At 70.7% G+C, this 18,424-nt stretch carries 12 protein-coding genes; 8 read left to right on the forward strand and 4 right to left on the reverse strand.

From position 1 onward, the window contains the following. Positions 1-184: 184 nt before the first annotated feature. The 4 genes from ABZX96_RS01660 (at position 185) to ABZX96_RS01675 (ending at position 4,319) form a co-directional block, all read left to right on the forward strand. Positions 185-1,597, forward strand: a complete 1,413-nt coding sequence (locus ABZX96_RS01660; protein WP_355536052.1) for an erythromycin esterase family protein — start codon at positions 185-187, stop codon at positions 1,595-1,597. Between the two features lie 252 nt (positions 1,598-1,849). After that, on the forward strand, positions 1,850-2,173 hold the full coding sequence (locus tag ABZX96_RS01665; RefSeq protein ID WP_355536055.1) for a hypothetical protein: 324 nt from the start codon (positions 1,850-1,852) through the stop codon (positions 2,171-2,173). Positions 2,174-2,456: 283 nt separating this feature from the next. After that, complete coding sequence (locus ABZX96_RS01670; protein ID WP_355536057.1) at positions 2,457-3,140, forward strand: hypothetical protein; 684 nt, start codon at positions 2,457-2,459, stop codon at positions 3,138-3,140. A 648-nt stretch (positions 3,141-3,788) separates the two neighbouring features. Then, positions 3,789-4,319 (forward strand): hypothetical protein, encoded by a 531-nt coding sequence (locus ABZX96_RS01675; protein WP_355536059.1) that lies wholly within the window; start codon positions 3,789-3,791, stop codon positions 4,317-4,319. Between the two features lie 358 nt (positions 4,320-4,677). On the opposite strand, the gene ABZX96_RS01680 is transcribed toward ABZX96_RS01675, so the two are convergent. Further along, positions 4,678-6,129 (reverse strand): sugar porter family MFS transporter, encoded by a 1,452-nt coding sequence (locus ABZX96_RS01680; protein WP_355536062.1) that lies wholly within the window; start codon positions 6,127-6,129, stop codon positions 4,678-4,680. A 6-nt stretch (positions 6,130-6,135) separates the two neighbouring features. Beyond that, a complete protein-coding gene (locus ABZX96_RS01685; protein ID WP_355536065.1) occupies positions 6,136-7,137 on the reverse strand; it encodes a zinc-dependent alcohol dehydrogenase family protein in 1,002 nt (333 codons plus the stop codon). Positions 7,138-7,540: 403 nt separating this feature from the next. On the opposite strand from ABZX96_RS01685, the gene ABZX96_RS01690 reads away from it, so the two are divergent. After that, the gene (locus ABZX96_RS01690; protein WP_355536068.1) at positions 7,541-8,557 is read left to right on the forward strand and encodes a LacI family DNA-binding transcriptional regulator; all 1,017 of its coding nucleotides are present in this window, start codon (positions 7,541-7,543) and stop codon (positions 8,555-8,557) included. 193 nt (positions 8,558-8,750) lie between these two features. Beyond that, the gene (locus ABZX96_RS01695; RefSeq protein WP_355536071.1) at positions 8,751-9,692 is read left to right on the forward strand and encodes a carbohydrate kinase; all 942 of its coding nucleotides are present in this window, start codon (positions 8,751-8,753) and stop codon (positions 9,690-9,692) included. Between the two features lie 22 nt (positions 9,693-9,714). Here ABZX96_RS01695 and ABZX96_RS01700 read toward each other — a convergent pair whose 3' ends face one another. Both ABZX96_RS01700 and ABZX96_RS01705 read right to left on the reverse strand, forming a co-directional pair. Continuing rightward, complete coding sequence (locus tag ABZX96_RS01700; RefSeq protein ID WP_355536074.1) at positions 9,715-10,584, reverse strand: IS5 family transposase; 870 nt, start codon at positions 10,582-10,584, stop codon at positions 9,715-9,717. Between the two features lie 277 nt (positions 10,585-10,861). After that, positions 10,862-11,833 carry a LysR family transcriptional regulator gene (locus ABZX96_RS01705; RefSeq protein ID WP_355536077.1) on the reverse strand — a complete coding sequence of 324 codons (972 nt, stop codon included), beginning with the start codon at positions 11,831-11,833 and terminating at the stop codon, positions 10,862-10,864. A 328-nt stretch (positions 11,834-12,161) separates the two neighbouring features. On the opposite strand from ABZX96_RS01705, the gene dnaE reads away from it, so the two are divergent. Both dnaE and ABZX96_RS01715 read left to right on the forward strand, forming a co-directional pair. Further along, positions 12,162-15,758 (forward strand): DNA polymerase III subunit alpha, encoded by a 3,597-nt coding sequence (dnaE, locus tag ABZX96_RS01710; RefSeq protein WP_355536080.1) that lies wholly within the window; start codon positions 12,162-12,164, stop codon positions 15,756-15,758. Between the two features lie 1,277 nt (positions 15,759-17,035). Next, complete coding sequence (locus ABZX96_RS01715) at positions 17,036-18,418, forward strand: glycoside hydrolase family 6 protein (RefSeq protein WP_355536083.1); 1,383 nt, start codon at positions 17,036-17,038, stop codon at positions 18,416-18,418. The last annotated feature ends 6 nt before the right edge of the window (positions 18,419-18,424 follow it).

Raw genomic sequence — 18,424 nt, forward strand, 5'->3', positions numbered from 1 at the left:
GGCGCCACCCGCCGGCCGTGTCCCCAACCTCTCGGGTCGGTATGCCCAGGCAACCTCCTTGGCTCTGTTCACGACCGAGCCCCAGATCTCAGTCCCCCGCCCGTCGATGGTGCGGCTAGCCCCCGGTCGATCGGGGGGGTGGAGCGGATGGTCCGGGTGCCCCCGCGCGGCGAGAGTTGCGCCCATGAACACGCACAAGGCCCTGCTCGCCGCCCTGCTCGTCCCGCTCGGTGCCACCCTGGCCGTCGCCCCGGCCGCCTCCGCCGCCACCCCGTCCGCCCCGCCCGCCGCGTCGGTCTCCGCCGGTGCCGCCGCGCCCGCCGGCCCGGAGGAGGCCGTGGCCGCCGCGTTCCGCTCCCCCGAGGCGGCCCTCGGCCGGGTGGCCCACCCGCTGCGCACCACCGAGCCCCGCGGCGGCCTGGCCGAGCTGCGCCCGTTCGGCCGGATGGTCGGCGACGCCCGGGTGGTGGGCCTGGGCGAGGCGACCCACAGCTCGCACGAGTTCTTCACCGTCAAGCACCGGGTCCTGCGGTACCTGGTCGAGGAGAAGGGCTTCAGGGCCTTCGCCCTCGAAGCCCCGTGGAGCACCGGACTGCGGCTCGACGCCTACCTCACGAGCGGCAAGGGCGACCTGAAGCAGATCATGGACGAGGAGTTCCAGGGCACCTACCGGTGGTGGAACAACGCCGAATACCGCGATCTGCTCCAGTGGATGCGCGCGTACAACGTCAAGCACCCCAAGGACCCGGTCCGCTTCGTCGGCGACGACGGCGCGTTCGCCGGTGCCGAGCTGTACGACAAGGTGAGCGCCTACGCGGCCGAGGCCCGCCCCGAACTCGCCCCGCGGCTCACCGAGTTGTACCGGGGCCTGCGGCCCACCACCGACGCCGAGACGTACGTCAACGACTACCTCGCGAAGCCGATAGCCGAACGCAAGGAACTCGCCGAGCGGACCGGCCGGGCGGTGGACCTGCTCAAGCAGCGGCCCGGCAGGGGCGCCGACGCCGACGCGCACGCCTGGGCCCTCCAGCACGCCACCGCGATCCACCAGATGACCACGCTGTTCGCCTTCGACCTGGACGACCCGCAGGGCGCCACCGACGCCATGCGCTACCGCGACCGGATCATGGCGGAGAACGTCGCCTGGTGGCAGCAGCGGACCGGCGACAAGATCCTGCTCGCCGCCCACAACAGCCACATCGCCCTCAAGACCTACGTCCCCGGCACCCATCCGAAGGTGCAGGGCGACTTCCTCCGCGAGAAGTTGGGCGGCGGCTACCTGAGTGTCGGCCTCACCTTCGACCGGGGCTCGTTCAACGCCTTCGGCCAGGACGGCGGCGTCCACCGCTTCGCCGTCGGCCCGGCCGCGCCCGGCACCACCGAGCACACCCTCGACCGGGTGCGGTACCGCGACTTCGTGGTGGACCTGCGCAACGCCCCGGCAGCGGCCCGCGCCTGGCTCGCCGCGCCGCGCACCGTCAGGAACATCGGCACCGCCTACCCCTGGAGCGGGGACTCCCCGCAGATCCGGCTCGCGGAGACACACGACGTCGTGATCCACCTCCAGCGGGTGGAGGCGGCCCGCCTGCTCAAGTAGCACCGGGCCCGCGCGGCGCGGCGGCGGCGCGGTAGGTCAGCCGGCCGACTGGGCGCAGGTCGGCCGCGCCTCGGTGCGCCGGCGAGTCACCGGCATGGCCGCCACCGAGGCCGCCACCGAGGCCGCCACTGCGGCCCAGGACGCCGCCGCCGACGACCACGACCGGGTCGAGGACGCCTACCTCCGGGCCGTCGAGGCGTTCGCCAGGCCGTCGAGGCGTTCGCCGCGGAGGCCGGTGTCGACCGCCTGGCCGTGTGGCCGGCCCTTTCCCGCGATGTCGGCGCGGTGCTCACGGCCCTGCCCGCCGCGGGTCTCGTCGAATGCGTATGGCAGGACCCGGACGGGCGCATCCACGACGCCATCACCGACGAAGAGGGGTTTCCCGAGCATTTCCCCGAGCATTTCCCTGGGACTTTCCCCGAGCTGATCGCCCGGCTGTCCGGCGCCACCGCCGCGGCACTCCTGCCCGTGGACGCCGACGCACGCGTGCCTTTGTGCACCGCCGTCATGCCGGATGACGACGGAGTGGTACGGGCCCGCTGGCGGACGGAGCCGACACCGAGCGACCGGGAGTAGGCCTCGCTCACCCGAGGACGTGCCACGGACCCCGACCGAAATCCTCGCCGACTCTGACCGTGCCATGGCCCGGCCCCGACCGCACCGGGCCCGCGTCAGCCGCGCCGGGCCCGCGTCGACCGTGCCGGGCCCGCGTCAGCCGCGCCATGGCCCGGCCCGACCATGCCTGTCCCGCATCGCCCCTGCCGTGGCCCCGGGCGAGGCCGCCGACAGTCAGGCGGAACGGCGCCGTACGGAACCCCGGCCCCCGTGTTCCCCTCTCACCAGCCGAAAGGGGAACACTTTGAAGACCAGGACTCGCCATCTCTCCGTCGCCGCCGCGCTCGTCTGCTGCTGCCTCGCGCTGACCGCCTGCGGTACGGAACGCGCGGGGGCGCCGCGAGCAGCCGCGCCGGAATCGTCCACGACGGACACGACCAGCGACGACCAGGGGGAAGACCTCCCGGACACCACCTCGGAGCTGAGTGACGAAGCCCTCCCCGACACCACGTCCGACGACCAGGGGCCGGAGCTGCCGGACACCACCTCCGACGACCAGGGCGAGATCCTCCCCGACACGACCACCGAGAACGGGGACACCGAGGAGACCGGGGACACCGACAACACCAACGACTACGACCCCGACGGCCCTCCCATGGGCGACACCGAGGACGAGGGCAGCCTCGTGCCGACGGCCGGTCCGCACCGCTGGTTCCCGATGCTCCGCGAATTCCGCGCCTACCTCGCGGCGGACGCCTCGAAGGCGGACGCCGCCATCGCCGATCACGTGCGGAGGGTCTACATCCGCACGCCTGCGGGCACCGCCCGGAGCGAGGCCGTGGTCCGGGTCGACTACGGAATAATGGAATCGGAAAAAGCGGACCGAACCGCCGAGGTGTTCACCCAGTGGCGGCATTCGGTGTACGGCGACCACGGCCACGTCCAGGTCCTCGGCCCGGCGAAGACGACGGCTGATCTGGACTGGTAGCGCGTCCGGCGCCGACGCCGAGCGCCCGCGCCGTCAGCCTTCCGTCTTCTCCCGCCTTCCGCCTTCCGCCTACGCACCAGCCACGAGTGGTCCGACGACGAGGGCGTCATCGTCTACGGGGAGTGGTGCGTGCCGACCGGGTTGACGGTTGGGTACGAGTACCAGCTGTAGCGGGGCGGCGTGGGCGGTTCCGTTCCCGGGCTGCGCCAAGTCGGGGTCCGGGCCGAGCCCAGCCAGCGGCCCGCGCCGGCGCCCAGCAGAGGCGCTGGACGAACGGGGTCAGGGAATTCGGCGTAGGGACTGCGGTCTCGTGAGCACTGGTACCCGCGAGAACACCGGCATGCACGCCCGATGGAGCGGTGGCCGTGTCGGTGGGTGATGCGTTGGGTGCGTTCTTTCCGCGGTCGCGGTCGGCGGCGATGAATGAGGAGTTCAGCCGTCCGGGGTTCTTCCTTATTCTCGCCGGCGCTGAGCTTTCGGTGTATGGCCTGCCGGGCGGTGGTGGCCTTCGCGCAAGGAAAGGCCTGAAGGTGCCTGTCCGACGGATGGTCGTAACCTCCCGGGCACTTATGCTGAGACCGCCGCATTCGACCACCCCAGCCCCGTGAAAGAAAAAACCAGTTGACTCCGCATTCCCTCGCGTTCTACGTGGACGTGGTCACCACCGGAACAGTGCTCGGCGCCAAGCCGACGGACAGCCCCGACCGGGTGACCTCGATCCTGGGTTCCGATTTCTTCGAAAACTCCCTCAACAACCACAGCATGTGGCGGGACTACGGAGTGGTCGAGTTCTTCTGGATACGAAAAACGCCAGAGCAGCCCTGGGAAGGTCACCACTTCACCTTGCAGGTGCACCGGCTGCCGCACGGGGGCGGCAGTCTCGTCAACCAGGTAATTCGCGACCGGTACGGGCGCTTCGACCGCCATCTCCGCTTCGCCAAGCTGGAGCGGCTGCTGAAGAATCGGGGCGTGTCCTTGGAAGACGTCCCGGACGTGAACGCACCGGCCGTCTCCCAGCACTGGCAGCCTGATTCGCAGGTGTCTGTCCTGGTGACCCGGGCCCACGAAGAATGGCGACCCCGCTATCGCGGCGACGACCGTTTGGGAGATGTGTATGCCATCTGTTCGTCGGTGAGCGCCGAGCAAGTGGCATGGAACAGGGAGCGATACGGCCGTTAGGAACCGTCCGGAACAGCCGGCCGGTCCCTCACCCAAGCCATGGCAAGGGCCCTTCGAAGCCGAATCGGCGCAGCCCTGCGCCCTTGAAACCACATCGACGAATCCCGGCGCCGGCCTCCGACCCAGGCCAGCCCTATACCGCCGGGGAAAGCGCCCCGTAGCCACTGCCGACAACCCGCGCATTGCATGTGCTCAGCTCGGACAGTGCTCGTCATCCGCACACCATCAGCGCGCGCTGATTCGCGCGCCCGTCACTCGACGGCGCCCATGCAACGCCCACGGCCCCCATTCAACACTCACGGCCCCCGACCGCTCACAGCGATCAGGGGCCGCGCTCAACTCGTGGAGCCGAAGCCATTCACCGCGCCGCTTCGGCCCGCTCCCGGGAATCCGGCCGCCCGTCGCCCTCGCGGGCTTCGGCTCGTCCTCCCAGCAGGTCCCGTTCGATCTCCTCCAAGCTCCGCCCCTTCGTCTCCGGCAGCAGTTTCCGTACGAAGACGAAGGCCGCGAAGGTCGTGACCGCGAAGAAGAGGAAGTTGACGCCCGCGCCCCAGGCGGTGAGCAGGGACGGGAAGACCAGGGCCACGATCATGTTGAAGAGCCAGTTGAACAGCACGCACAGGCTCACGGCCGCCGCCCGCACGCGCATCGGGAACAGTTCGGGCAGCATGACCCACTGCACCGGGCCCCAGGAGATCGCGAACGAGGCGATGTAGAGCGCGATGCCGAAGAGGGTCAGAACGGACAGCGCCGCGCCGTAGCCCAGTCCGGACAGGTTGGTGACGGCCAGCAGCAGCATGGCCGCGCACATGCCCAGGGCGCCGTACAGCAGCAGTGGCTTGCGGCCCTTGCGGTCGATCAGGCGCATGGCGGGGAGCGTCATCAGCATGTTGAGCAGGCCGATGCCGACGTTGGCGAGGATGGCGCCGTCGGAGCCGAAGCCGATGTCGGTGAGCAGGGTCGGCGCGTAGTAGATGATCGTGTTGATGCCGACGAAGTTCTGGAAGAAGACCAGGAGCATGCCGACGATGAAGACCGGGCGGAGCCGGGGGGCCGTCAGGTGGCGGAGGGTCAGCGTCTCGGTCTGTTCGCGTTCGACGCGTTCGGTCTCCTCGATCTCGGCGAGTTCCGCGCCGGCCGTGCCGTCCTCGCCGCGCAGCCGGACCAGGACCCGGCGCGCCTCGGTGGTGCGGCCCTTGCCGACCAGCCAGCGGGGGCTTTCGGGCTGGGTGACGATGCCGATCGCGAGGATCGCCGCGGGGACGACGCCCAGGCCGATCATCCAGCGCCACGCCTCGGCGCCGGCGAGCAGGTAGTCGGTGACGTAGGCGAGGAAGATGCCGACGGTGACCAGGAGCTGCATCAGCGAGGTCAGGCCGCCGCGCAGGTGTTTGGGCGCGAGCTCCGTCAGGTACAGGGGGACGACGACGGAGGCGATGCCGACGCCGACGCCGATGACGAAGCGGAAGGCGATGAGCGTCGCGGCGCCGGGGGCCAGCGCGGCGCCGAGCGTGCCGAGAATGAAGACGGCGGAGGCGGCGAGGATGAGGCGGCGCCGGCCCCAGGAGTCGGACAGCCGCCCGGAGATCCCGGCGCCGAGCATCGCGCCGACCAGGAGCCCGGAGACGACCATGCCCTCCAGGAGGGGCGTCAGCTCGATGTCCTTCTTGATGAACAGCATGGCGCCGGAGATGACGCCGGTGTCGTAACCCCACAAGATGCCGCCGAGGGCGCCGAAGACCCAGATCAGGGCGTTCTTCAGGCGGGAGGGCCGGGCGGGGGTGACCGTGGTGCGGGCCTCGGTTGCCATGGCCGGTCAGCCTCTCTTCAGCGGCGAGATGTGGATCTTGCGGCCGGTGCCGGCCCGGAAGCGGGCGACCGCCTCGTCGAAGTCCTCCAGCCCGAACACGTCGCTGACCAGCGGATCGAGGTTGAGACCGGCGGCGAGGACGTCGATGGCGGGCTGGAAGCTGTTGTGCACCGCCATCGAGCCGATGATGTCGATCTCGTGGTGGTAGACGCGGAAGGGGGAGAAGGACGCGGAACGCGCCGGGTCGGCGACGCCGAACTGGAGGAACGTGCCGCCCTTGCGGACGCGCCCGAGGCCGTCCTCGATGGCCGCGATGACGCCGGTCGCGTCGATGACGACCTCGAACCCCTCGTCGCGGCCCAGCTTGTCGGCGTGGGTGACGGCGGCGTCCACGCCGAAGGTCTCGGCGAAGGCCAGCCGGTCCTCGTTGAGGTCCACCACGGAGACGGAGGCGGCGCCCGCGGTGCGCACCAGCGCGGCCATCATCAGGCCCATCGTCCCGGCCCCGTAGATCAGGTAGTGCTCGCCGGGGCGGCGGGGCAGCCGGTTCAGGCCGTGCACCGCGCACGACAGCGGCTCGATCAGTCCGGCGGCGGTCTCGGAGAACCCCTCCGGCACGAGGTGGCAGCAGGCGGCCGGCACGGCGACCAGTTCGGCGAAGCCGCCGGCCTGGGTGACGCCGACGGCGCGGTAGTCGGCACAGAGGTTGGCCCGCCCGATACGGCAGTAGTGGCAGGCGCCGCAGGGCATGTTCGGGTTCACCGCCACGCGGTCGCCGACGGCCACGGAGTGCACGCCCTCGCCGACCTCGACGACCTCGCCGGTGAGCTCGTGTCCGGGGACCAGGGGGTAGGAGGCGGCCGGCAGCTCGCCGTCCAGGAGGTGCATGTCGGTGCCGCACAGCCCGCAGGAGGAGACGCGGACGACGACCTCTCCGGGCTGGGGCCGGGGATCGGGCAATTCGGTCAGGGCGGTACGGCCCGGCTCGGTGACCACGACAGCGCGCATCGGCGCCTCCTCACGTCATTGTGCGGTTCGGGGGTGCGCGACGGCTGGCCCCGGCGTTAGGTGCCGGGAACATAACCCGGACGTAAGCGTTTGCGCAATCGTTTACGTCTAGAGTGTGATGGACTGCGTTCCGGTAGGCCGTACCCGGTGCGGCGACCGGAACGGCGGCGCGACAAACTGCCCGGTACCGGCAATCGGGACCGGCGCGGCCGGTCACCGGAAGACGGAAACAGGCCGCAGGCCGGAACGTACGAAGACCGGAACGAAGAACGGCAGGCAGCCGGTGGCAGGACAAGGCCGGCAGGGCAGAACCGGACGAGCCGCCGGTGACAGGACAAGACACTGGTGACCGGACGAGCCACCGGCACCGGACGACACGAACACACACGGGGAGACGGACCGGATGACGACGATGGCCGATGTGGCACGGCACGCGGGGGTCTCCGTGGCCACGGTCTCGCACGTGCTCAACGAGACCCGGCCGGTGCGGCCGGACACCCGCGCCGCGGTCCTGCGCGCCATCGACGAGCTGGGGTACACCCACAACACCCTCGCCCGGTCCCTGGTCACCTCCCGCACCCGCTCCATCGGGCTCGCGGTCTCCGCGATCAGCAACCCGTACTTCACCGAGATCCTCCAGGGCGTCGAGGCGGAGGCCCTGGCCGCCGGGTACAGCCTGCTGATCGCCGACCCGCACGACGACCCGGAGCACGAGCGCAAAGTCGTCCGGCTGCTGCACGAGCGCCGGGTGGACGGCATGATCGTCGCGCCCTCGGCGGAACCCGCCGGCATGGTGGACTACCTGCGCCGCGGCAAGATCCCGGCCGTCTTCCTCGACCGGCTCGTCGGCGACGAGCACGACCAGGTCTGCGCGGAGAGCACCGCCCCCGTCCGCCACCTGGTCGAGCACCTGGCCGACGCCGGCCACACCCGCATCGGCCTGGTGGCCGGGCTGCCGGGCCTGAGCACCACCACCGAACGCGTCCAGGGCTACCGGGAGGGCCTGCGCTCGCGCGGCCTGCCCTTCGCGCCCGAACTGCTGGCCGGCGGCAATTCGGAGGCGGAGGGCGCCCAGGACGCCACCCGCCACCTGCTCGCCGCCCCGCAGCCGCCCACCGCGATCATCACCGCCAACAACGCGATGACCATCGGCACCCTCCAGGCACTGCGCGACCTCGGCCTCGCCGTGCCCCGCGACATCGCGCTGGCCTGCTTCGACGACTTCTCCTGGGCCGACCTCTTCGCCCCCCGGCTCACGGCGATCTCCCAGCCCAGCAAGGAGATCGGCGCCACCGCGGTACGGCTGCTGCTGGAGCGGCTGGAGGAACCGGACCGGCCGCCGCGCACGATCCGCCTGCCCTGCGCCTTCGTCCACCGCGACTCCTGCGGCTGCGGAACGGACCACGCCGACGCCCCCTGAGCCGCCGCCCTCCTCCCGTCCCGCACCTTCGTCCACCGCCGTCCACCGCCGTCCACCGCCGTCCACCGCGGCTCCCACGACTCCCGCGACTCCCGCGACTCCCGCGGCTGCGGAACGGACCACACCGCCAGCCCCTCCCCTTCCTCCCCTTCCTCCCGTTCCTCCCGAAACCCCACACGAAAGGCCAGCTCCCGTGATCGTCGTCGCCGGCGAGGCCCTGATCGACCTCGTTCCCGCCCCCCAGGACCCCGCCGGGGACGAGCGGCTGCCCGCGCTGCTGCCCCGCCTGGGCGGCGGCCCGTTCAACACCGCGCGCGCCCTGGGCCGCCTCGGCTCGCCCACCGCCTTCTGCTCACGCGTCTCCACCGACACCTTCGGCGAGGCGCTGCTGCGCGGCCTGCGCGCGGACGGGGTGGACACCTCACTGGTACAGCGCGGCGCCGAACCCACCACGCTCGCCGTCGCCGACATCAGCCCCGACGGCTCGGCCGGCTACGGCTTCTACGTCGAAGGAACCGCCGACCGCCTCTTCGTCCTCCCGTCCGAGCTCCCCGCCGGGACCAGGGCGGTGTCCCTGGGCACCTGCTCCCTCGTCCTGGAACCGGGCGCGAGCGCGTACGAGGCCCTGCTGCGACGCTCGTCCGACCAGGGCGTCTTCACGGCGCTGGACCCCAACATCCGCGCGCACATCATCCCCGACCACGACGCCTACCGCGCCCGCTTCCGCTCCTGGCTGCCGCACGTCACGCTGCTCAAGCTCTCGGAGGAGGACGCCGGGTGGCTGGCCGGCGGCACGGACGTCGCCGTGGCGGCGAAGGAGTGGCTGGCGGCCGGACCGTCGGCGATCGTGCTGACCCGGGGCGGCGACGGTCTCTCCGTCCTGACCCCGGACGGCGAGGTGACGGTCCCCGGCGAACGCGTCGAGGTCGTGGACACCATCGGCGCCGGCGACACCGTCAACGCCGCCCTCCTCCACCGCCTGGCCGGCCACGACGCCCTCTCCCGCGCCGCGCTGACCGCCCTCACCCCCGACGCCTGGCACGACATCCTCCACTTCGCCGCCCGCGCCGCGGCCGTCACCTGTTCTCGGGCGGGGGCTCAGCCGCCGTACGCGGGGGAGCTCGGCGTGGGCTGAGAGGTCGTTTCCTCCCGGTGTTTCATCCTGAGATTTGCGGTTGGTGGGGCTTTGCGGGGTCGCGCCAGGAGGTGGTGTTCTCACCGGTGAGGCGGCGGGCCATGAGGTCGGTCATCGCGAGGTGGATCATGGCTTCGGAGCGGGCGGGCAGAGCCTCGTAGTCGCGGGCCAGGCGGCGGTGGAGCATGAGCCAGCCGTACGTTCGCTCCACCGTCCAGCGTTTCGGGATCGGGGTGAATCCTCTGGTCCCGGGCATGCGTTGGGTGATTTCCATGTCGATGCCGAGGGTGGCGGCGTGTTCGACGAAGTGCTTGCGGTAGCCGCCGTCGACCCAGGTCTTGCGGATCGTGGGGTGGTCGGCGGCGACCTGGTCGAGCATCCGGGTGCCGGCCACGGAGTCCTGGACGCTGGCCGCGGTGACCAGGACGGCGAGGAGGAGGCCGAGTGTGTCGGTGGTGATGCTGCGTTTGCGGCCCACGATCTTCTTGCCCGCGTCCGTGCCCTGGCTCCTGGCCGGGACGCTGGTGGAGGTCTTGACGCTCTGGGCGTCGATCACGCAGGCCGACGGCTCGGCATTCCGTCCCTTCTTCTGCCGGGCAAGCTGCCTGAGCAGGCTGTTGAGCTGGGCGAACACGCCATCCTTCTGCCACTTCGCAAAGTAGCCGTAGACCGTCTCCCAGGGCGGGAAGTCGTGCGGCAGGTAGCGCCACTGCACCCCGGTCCGGTCGATATACAGGATCGCGTTGATGATCTCGCGCAGGTCGTGCTCGGGTGGACGCCCGATGTCCAGGGCATGCCGCCGGCGCTCGGCCCGCCAGGCGCTCAGCACCGGCTCGATCAACTCCCAGCGGGCATCGGACAGGTCACTCGGATACGGACGACGCTCGGCCATGTCCCGGGCGTACTGCCGACCGACGTCGGCGTCCAGGAGCGCGGGTCCGAGGTTGGGAGCACGGCTCCCGCCAGCGCGCCGGGCACCTTGGGATGAGACAGGCGTGAGCTCCATCCCGCCCCGCCTGTCACACCATCCGGCCCTGAAGCCTCACCCGCACTCACACTCCCACCCTCACCACATTCCCGGGTAGGAGAAATTAGGAGATTGCGCGCAGTGCAGATGAAAACGACCTCTGAGCGGTCCTGACTCCTCCGTGGCGCGCAATGCCCGATGCTTACGACGCGCGTCCGGGCTCCGCAGCGCACTCGTCCCCCTGGACCGCCCACCCCGGCCGCCACGTCCCCCCTCCGACGCCCCCCGAGCGAGCGGCCGTGGCGAGGTGCTCGCGCAAGGTGCCGAGCGCGGGATGAGGGTTGTCGACGCGCCAGAGCAGGGAGTGCGGGTAGACCGGGGTGGGGTCGCGCAGGGGGATGCGGCGCAGGTCGTGGCCGACGGGCCAGACGAGCGGGGTGCGCGCGCCGAGGAAGGTCGCCAGCGTCGACGAATCCGCGATGGCGTCGAGGAGCGCCTCGACACCGAAGTCGGGCCCGATCGTGTCGATGGTGAGCCCGAAACGGGCGGCCAACGCGTCGTAGTAGGCGCCCCATTCCGTGCCGGGGACGTTGCTGGGCATCCAGATCCGGTGCCCGGCGAGCTGCTCCGGGGCGACCGAGCGGGCGGCGGCGAACTCGTGGCCGGGGCCGGTACACAGTTGCAACGGCTCGTCGAAGACCGGGGCGGCCCGTACGCCGTCCGGGAGCCGCCGACCCGGCATGGTGACGGCCCGGAAGGTGGCGTCGATCGTGCCGTCCCGGACGGCGCTGACGGCCTGGTCGACATCGAAGAGGGTGACGACGTCGAGTTCCACCTCGGGATGCGCCCGGTGAAAGTCGCGCAGCAGCCCGGCCACCGCCATCCGCCGCCCGATGACGTCCACGCGCAGCGCCCGACGGCCGGGCCGCACGGAGGCGGCTGCCTGCTCCTCAGCCTTGAGCAGCGCCCGGGCGTGCGGCAGGAACGCCTGCCCGTCGATCGTGAGACTGGCCCCGCGCGGCGTACGGAGGAACAGCCGCACGCCGAGGTCCTGCTCCAGCGCGTTGATGCGCTTGGAGACGGCCTGCTGGGTCAGCGACAGATCGACTGCGGCCTTCTGGAACTGCCCCGCGTCCGCGATCGCGACGAAGGTGCGTACGGCGTTGAGGTCCATGGCGGCCACCTTACGCAGACAACTGTGGGTTGTACGCCGTGACCGTCCCGGTTGTTTGATCTGTTGTCGCGGGGCTCGCTTTGATGGTGAGGAGCGACGGCGGGTCGCCTGGTCCGGACGGGGATGAGCGCGCCCTGCACCGCGCCCTGCACAGGGAAAAGGCCGGACTCACGGTCCTACACCCGAAAGGCCCCGATCCGCCGGGCAAGCACACCGATCAACCGTTGGTTGTTGCAACAGGCAACAGGCCCACAGGCAACAGACCGCATGCCACACGCCACAAGCCCCACGCCATACGCCACTCCCCCGCCCCGGAGGTGACTCACCCGTGCCGGACTCCTTCGTCCACCTGCACAACCACACCGAGTACTCGATGCTGGACGGCGCCCAGAAGCTGCGGCCGATGTTCGGTGAGGTGGCCCGGCAGCGGATGCCCGCGATCGCCATGAGCGATCACGGCAACATGTTCGGGGCCTACGAGTTCGCGCAGGTCGCGAAGGACTTCGACGGCGTCAAGCCGATCATCGGGATCGAGGCGTACGTGGCACCCTCCTCCCGGTTCTCCCGGAGGCGGGAGTTCTGGGGGCCGGGGGGCAGGCGCGCCGTGAGCGAGGACGGCGAGGGTTCCAAGGACGTCTCCGGTGGCGGCCGGTTCACCCACATGACCATGTGGGCCCGCGACGCCGAGGGCCTGCGGAACCTCTTCTGGCTCAGCACGCAGGCCAGCTACCAGGGCCAGTTCCCGGCCGGCAAGCCCCGTATGGACCGCGAGCTGATCGCCGAGCGGCCGGGCGGCATCATCGCCACCACCGGATGCCCGTCCGGCGAGATCCAGACCCGGCTGCGCCTCGGGCAGTACGACGAGGCGAAGGCCGCCGCCGCGGCCTACCAGGAGATCTTCGGCCGCGAGAACTACTTCCTGGAGCTGATGGACCACGGCCTGGCCATCGAGCGCGACGTCCGCGGCGGCCTGCTGCGCCTGGCCGGGGAGCTGGACATCCCCCTCCTGGCCACCAACGACGCGCATTACGTCACCGAGGACCAGGCCGACGCCCACGACACCCTGCTGTGCATCGGCGTCGGCAAGAACAAGGACGACCCGAACCGCTTCCGCTTCAACGGCTCCGGCTACCACCTCAAGACGGCCGCGGAAATGCGCCGCCTCTTCTCGGAACTCCCCGAGGCCTGCGACAACACCCTCCTCATCGCCGAGCGCGTCGAGTCCTACGACGAGGTCTTCGACCACCGCGACGAGATGCCGAGGTTCCCGGACGTGCCCGAGGGCGAGACCCAGGAGTCCTGGCTGCGCAAGGAAGCCCTCAAGGGCCTGGCCCTGCGCTACGGGGACCCGGTGCCCGCGCACGTCCTGGACCGCTTCGAGACGGAGATGGCGGTCATCGGGCCCATGGGCTTCAGCTCGTACTTCCTGGTCGTCGCCGACATCTGCCGGTACGCCCGCACCCACGGGATCCCCCTCGGCCCGGGCCGCGGCTCGGCCACCGGCTCCCTGGTGGCCTACGCGACGCGCATCACCGAGTTGTGCCCACTGGAGCACGGCCTGCTCTTCGAACGGTTCCTGAACCCCGAGCGCATCAACCCGCCGGACGTCGACCTCGACTTCGACGACCGCCGGCGCGACCGCATGGTCCGCTATGTCATCGAGAAGTACGGCGAGGCGTACACCGCCCTGGTGAACACCTTCGGCACCATCAAGGCCAAGAACGCGATCAAGGACGCGTCACGCGTCCTGGGCTACCCCTTCTCCCACGGCGAGCGGATCACCAAGGCCCTCCCGCCGGACCAGAACGGCAAGCCCGCCCCGCTCGCCGCCCTCTTCGACCCCGCCCATCCGCGCTACGCCGAGGCCGGCCGGATCCGGCAGATGTACGAGGACGAGCCGGACGTGCGGCGCGTCGTCGACACCGCCCGCGGGGTGGAGGGCCTCACCCGCGGCACCGGGGTGCACGCCGCCGCGGTGATCCTGTCCAAGACGGAGCTGACCCGGCGGATCCCGCTGCACCTCCGCCCCGCCGACGGCGCGCGGATCACCGGCTTCGACTACCCGTCGTGCGAGGCGATGGGGCTGGTCAAGATGGATTTCCTGGGCCTGCGGAACCTGGGCGTCATCGATCAGGCGCTCGCCAACATCCGCGAGAACCGGGGCATCAGGCTGGCCACCGTCGATCCCCTGGACGGCGACCCCGCCACCGTCGTCATCCCGCTGGACGACGCGAAGACCTACCGGCTGCTGGCGAAGGGCAACACGCTCGGCGTCTTCCAGCTCGACGGCGGCGGGATGCGCGCCCTGCTGAAGCTGATGGCCCCCACCCGCTTCGAGGACATCGCCGCGGCCAACGCCCTCTACCGGCCCGGCCCCATGGCCGCCAACGCCCACACCAACTACGCCCTGCGGCAGAACGGCAAACAGGAGCCCACCCCGATCCACCCGGAGCTGGCCCAGGCCCTGGAACCGATCCTCGGCTCCACCCACCACCTGCTGATCTTCCAGGAACAGATCATGGCCATCGCCCGGCAGCTGGCCGGCTACACCCTGGGCGGCGCGGACATGCTGCGCCGCGCGATGGGCAAGAAGAAGCCGGAGGTGCTGGCCGCGGAGTGGGAGAAGTTCCACGCCGGAATGACGGCGAACGGCTACTCCGACGAGGCGATCAAGGCGCTCTGGGACGTGATGCTGCCGTTCTCCGGCTACGCCTTCAACAAGTCGCACACCGCCGGCTACGGCCTCGTCTCGTACTGGACCGCCTACCTCAAGGCGAACCACCCGGCCGAGTACATGGCCGCCCTGCTCACCTCCGTCGGCGACGACAAGGACAAGGCCGCCGTCTACCTCGCCGACGCCCGCGAGAACGGCGTCCGCGTCCTCCCTCCGGACGTGAACGAGTCCGTCGCGGAGTTCACCGCGATCGGCGACGACGTGCGCTTCGGGCTGCGGTCCGTGCGCAACGTCGGCGACGGTGTCATCGAGGCCGTCACCGACGCCCGCCATCGGAAAGGGAAATTCACCTCCTTCGCCGACTTCCTGGACAAGGTCTCCCTGCCCGCGCTGAACAAGCGGGCCGTGGACTCCCTGATCAAGGCGGGCGCGTTCGACTCCCTGGGCCACTCCCGCAAGGGCCTGTCCGCCGTCCACGAGGAGGCCATCGACGCGATCATCCCCGTGAAGAAGGCGGCGGGCTTCGGACAGGACGACCTCTTCGCCGATCGGGACGACGAGGACGCCGCCGGACCGCCCCTCGGCCTGGGCTTCCCCATCGACGACGCCGACTGGCCGCAACGGCAACTGCTGTCACTCGAACGCGAGATGCTCGGCCTGTACGTCTCCGCCCACCCGCTGGACGGCGCCGAGCACATCCTCGCCGGCGCCCGGGACTGCTCCCTCGCCGCGCTCCTCGCCTCCGGCCGCACCACCGGGGAGGTGCGGCTCGCCGGGCTGATCACCGGCGTCCAGCGCAAGGTGACCAAGCAGGGCAACGCATGGGCCCTGGTCACCCTCGCGGACCGGGACGCCGGCATCGAGGTGCTGTTCTTCCCCGCCGCCTACCAACTCGTCCAGCACGCCCTGACCGAGGACAACGTCGTCTCCGTCAAGGGCAAGCTCGAAGACCGCGACGGAACCCTGAACGTCTTCGGCAGGGAACTGCACGTGCTGGACATCTCCGCCACCGAACACGGCGGCCGTCCCCCCATCCGGCTCACACTCCCCTCCCACCGCGTCACCGAACACTCGATACGCGAACTGAAACGAATCCTCGCCGCCCACCCCGGCGACACCCCCGTCCACCTGCACGTCCGCGGCCCGCACACCACCACCGTCTACGCCCTGCGCGGCACGGTGAACGCCGCCACGATCGCCTCGGACGTGAAGGGGGCGTTCGGCGCGGAGGGGTGGGGTGGGGTGGGGTGATGGGGGGCACCCGCTTCGGCTTCTGTCCCGGTAGGCGGAAATGGCTCCGGAACGAGGAATGGGTCTCGTGCGCGTTTCGGCTTGCCGACCGTAATTACCGGGGGCGCTGGGATGGCGATGACGGAGGCATGACGGGCGCCGTGCTATCAGCATCGCCCGCCTGAACACGGGTGTGTGTTTTCGGACGGGAATGCCTCGCCTCGTCGATTGGCCGACTCGCCCTTTCCGGCGGTGGAAGGAGACGTCACCGGGCGAGCCGGGCGACGCCTTCCGAGGGCTGTGCCGGAGGGCGGGCGAGTAGGTGGCGGGGCGTTTTCTTCCCGTCGGACCGGAGGGGAGAACGGGTAGGCAAGGCCTTTGTGACGAGGCTCGGGGAAAAACCGGTTCAGTGCTTCGCCGTGTCGCTCGCGGCGAGGGCGGTTCTTGTCACCGAGGCCACTCGCGAGCGCGTGGGGCGCCAGTATCGGCAGCTCCGTTCGTCCTGCCTGGGTTCTCGCGCGGGTGCGTGCGGTCCGTTACTTCTCCTCCCCTCGTGCAGGTCTGGCACCGTCATCACTGAACTGCTTTAGTTGACCAGCAGCTTTCTGCGGCGCGTTCAGCGGGTGACGTCCTGGCACGGCATTGAGAGCACCTCGGCGCGGGGGCCGGCGTACCGCCCTTCTTCCGTACCGAGACGCGTGGCGTGGTGTGACTCCGGTTCCGCGTACGAGTTTGCGTGAGACCAGTGGGAGCGCTCCCAAGCATCGGGGGACATCAGCCCACCGTCAAGAGCGGGCATCGAATGGACGCCGCGTCGCACCGAACGATAAACGCGCCAACCCCCTGTATTTCCCGGGGACTTGTCGCTAGTCTCCGGCGTCACCAGTGGGAGCGATTCCAACCGCCGCACGGGCCGCACCGCTCGTGCAGGACCCAGGAGTCGCCCATGCGCAGTCCGCCGCACGGTACCTCCCGGCGGTGATCACGCCGTTCGCCGCCGTGGCCGCCGTCCCTTCCACCGGCCCGCCGGGCCCGGCCGAAAGGCCCGCGCCCCGGCTCCCTCCGCCGATGACCACACCACCCGGAACGCCCGGCCCCCGAACACCCGGGAGCGCGCGGCGGGCCCGGCGTCGATCCGCGATCACACGGGCGCGGTCACCACCTTCAACACCGGGCCGCGCGACTACCCGCGCGTCCTGAGTCGAACCGCCCGTCCATCCATCCACCCGTCCATCGACCCATCCGTCCATCGACCCGTCTGTCATGGCTCGTTCCAACCGAGAAAGGAAGACCCTCGCATGAGACACACCGCTGAACAGTTCCCCGAACGACGGCACCGCGTCCGGACCGCGGCGCTCGCGGCCTGCGCGATGCTGGTCGCCGCCACGGGTACCGCCGGGTCCCTGAGCGGCACCGCCCACGCGGCCACCGTCCGTGTCGACAACCCGTACGCGGGGGCCGGCGTCTACGTGAACCCGGAGTGGTCGGCCAAGGCCGCGGCCGAACCGGGCGGCGGCAAGGTGGCCGACCAGCCGACCGGTGTGTGGCTCGATCGCATCGCGACGATCAACGGCACCGGCGGCGCGCTGGGCCTGCGCGGCCACCTGGACACCGCCCTGCGCCAGGCGGCGGGCCGACCGCTCGTCGTCCAGCTCGTCATCTACAACCTGCCGGGGCGCGACTGCTCGGCCCTCGCCTCCAACGGCGAACTGGGCCCCACGGAGATCGGCCGGTACCGGACCGAATACATCGACCCCATCGCGGCGATCCTCGCCGACCCGAAGTACGCGTCGCTGCGGATCGTGACGACCGTCGAGATCGACTCGCTGCCCAACCTCGTCACCAACACCGGCGGGCGTCCCACCGCCACCCCGCAGTGCGACACCATGCTCGCCAACGGCAACTACGTGAAGGGCGTCGGCTACGCGCTGAACAAGCTGGGCGCGGTTCCCAACGTCTACAACTACGTGGACGCGGGACACCACGGCTGGATCGGCTGGGACGACAACTTCGGTGCCTCCGCGCGGCTGCTGCACCAGGCGGCGACGGCCGAGGGCAGCACGGTCGACAAGGTGCACGGCTTCATCACCAACACCGCCAACTACAGCGCGCTCAAGGAGGACAACTTCTCCCTCGGGGACACCGTGGCCGGCCGGTCGGTGCGCGAGTCCAAGTGGGTGGACTGGAACCGTTACGCCGACGAGCAGTCGTTCGCCCAGGCGTTCCGGCAGGAGCTGGTGCGCTCCGGGTTCCGCTCGGACGTCGGCATGTTGATCGACACCTCGCGCAACGGCTGGGGCGGCAGCGCCCGGCCCACCGGCCCCGGGCCGCGCACCAACGTGGACGCGTTCGTGGACGGCGGTCGCTACGACCGCCGGCTACACGTCGGCAACTGGTGCAACCAGGCCGGTGCGGGGCTGGGCGAACGTCCGAGGACGGCTCCGGCGTCGGGCATCGACGCGTACGTGTGGATGAAGCCGCCGGGCGAGTCCGACGGGTCGAGCCGGGAGATACCCAACAACGAGGGCAAGGGCTTCGACCGCATGTGTGACCCGACGTACGAGGGCAATCCGCGCAACAACTACCACCGCTCGGGCGCGTTGCCGGACGCGCCGCTGTCCGGGCACTGGTTCCCGGCCCAGTTCCGGGAGCTGCTGAGGAACGCGTACCCGGCGCTGTAGCAGACT

This window comes from Streptomyces sp. NPDC003077 (assembly GCF_040611095.1).
Lineage (GTDB): Bacteria > Actinomycetota > Actinomycetes > Streptomycetales > Streptomycetaceae > Streptomyces.

What these genes read in the sequence shown, in the direction of transcription:
- ABZX96_RS01660 (WP_355536052.1), top strand. Translation starts at nt 185, where the DNA reads ATGAACACGCACAAGGCCCTGCTCGCCGCCCTGCTCGTCCCGCTCGGT.
- ABZX96_RS01680 (WP_355536062.1), bottom strand. Translation starts at nt 6,129, where the DNA reads ATGGCAACCGAGGCCCGCACCACGGTCACCCCCGCCCGGCCCTCCCGC.
- ABZX96_RS01685 (WP_355536065.1), bottom strand. Translation starts at nt 7,137, where the DNA reads ATGCGCGCTGTCGTGGTCACCGAGCCGGGCCGTACCGCCCTGACCGAA.
- ABZX96_RS01690 (WP_355536068.1), top strand. Translation starts at nt 7,541, where the DNA reads ATGACGACGATGGCCGATGTGGCACGGCACGCGGGGGTCTCCGTGGCC.
- ABZX96_RS01700 (WP_355536074.1), bottom strand. Translation starts at nt 10,584, where the DNA reads ATGGCCGAGCGTCGTCCGTATCCGAGTGACCTGTCCGATGCCCGCTGG.
- ABZX96_RS01705 (WP_355536077.1), bottom strand. Translation starts at nt 11,833, where the DNA reads ATGGACCTCAACGCCGTACGCACCTTCGTCGCGATCGCGGACGCGGGG.
- ABZX96_RS01715 (WP_355536083.1), top strand. Translation starts at nt 17,036, where the DNA reads ATGAGACACACCGCTGAACAGTTCCCCGAACGACGGCACCGCGTCCGG.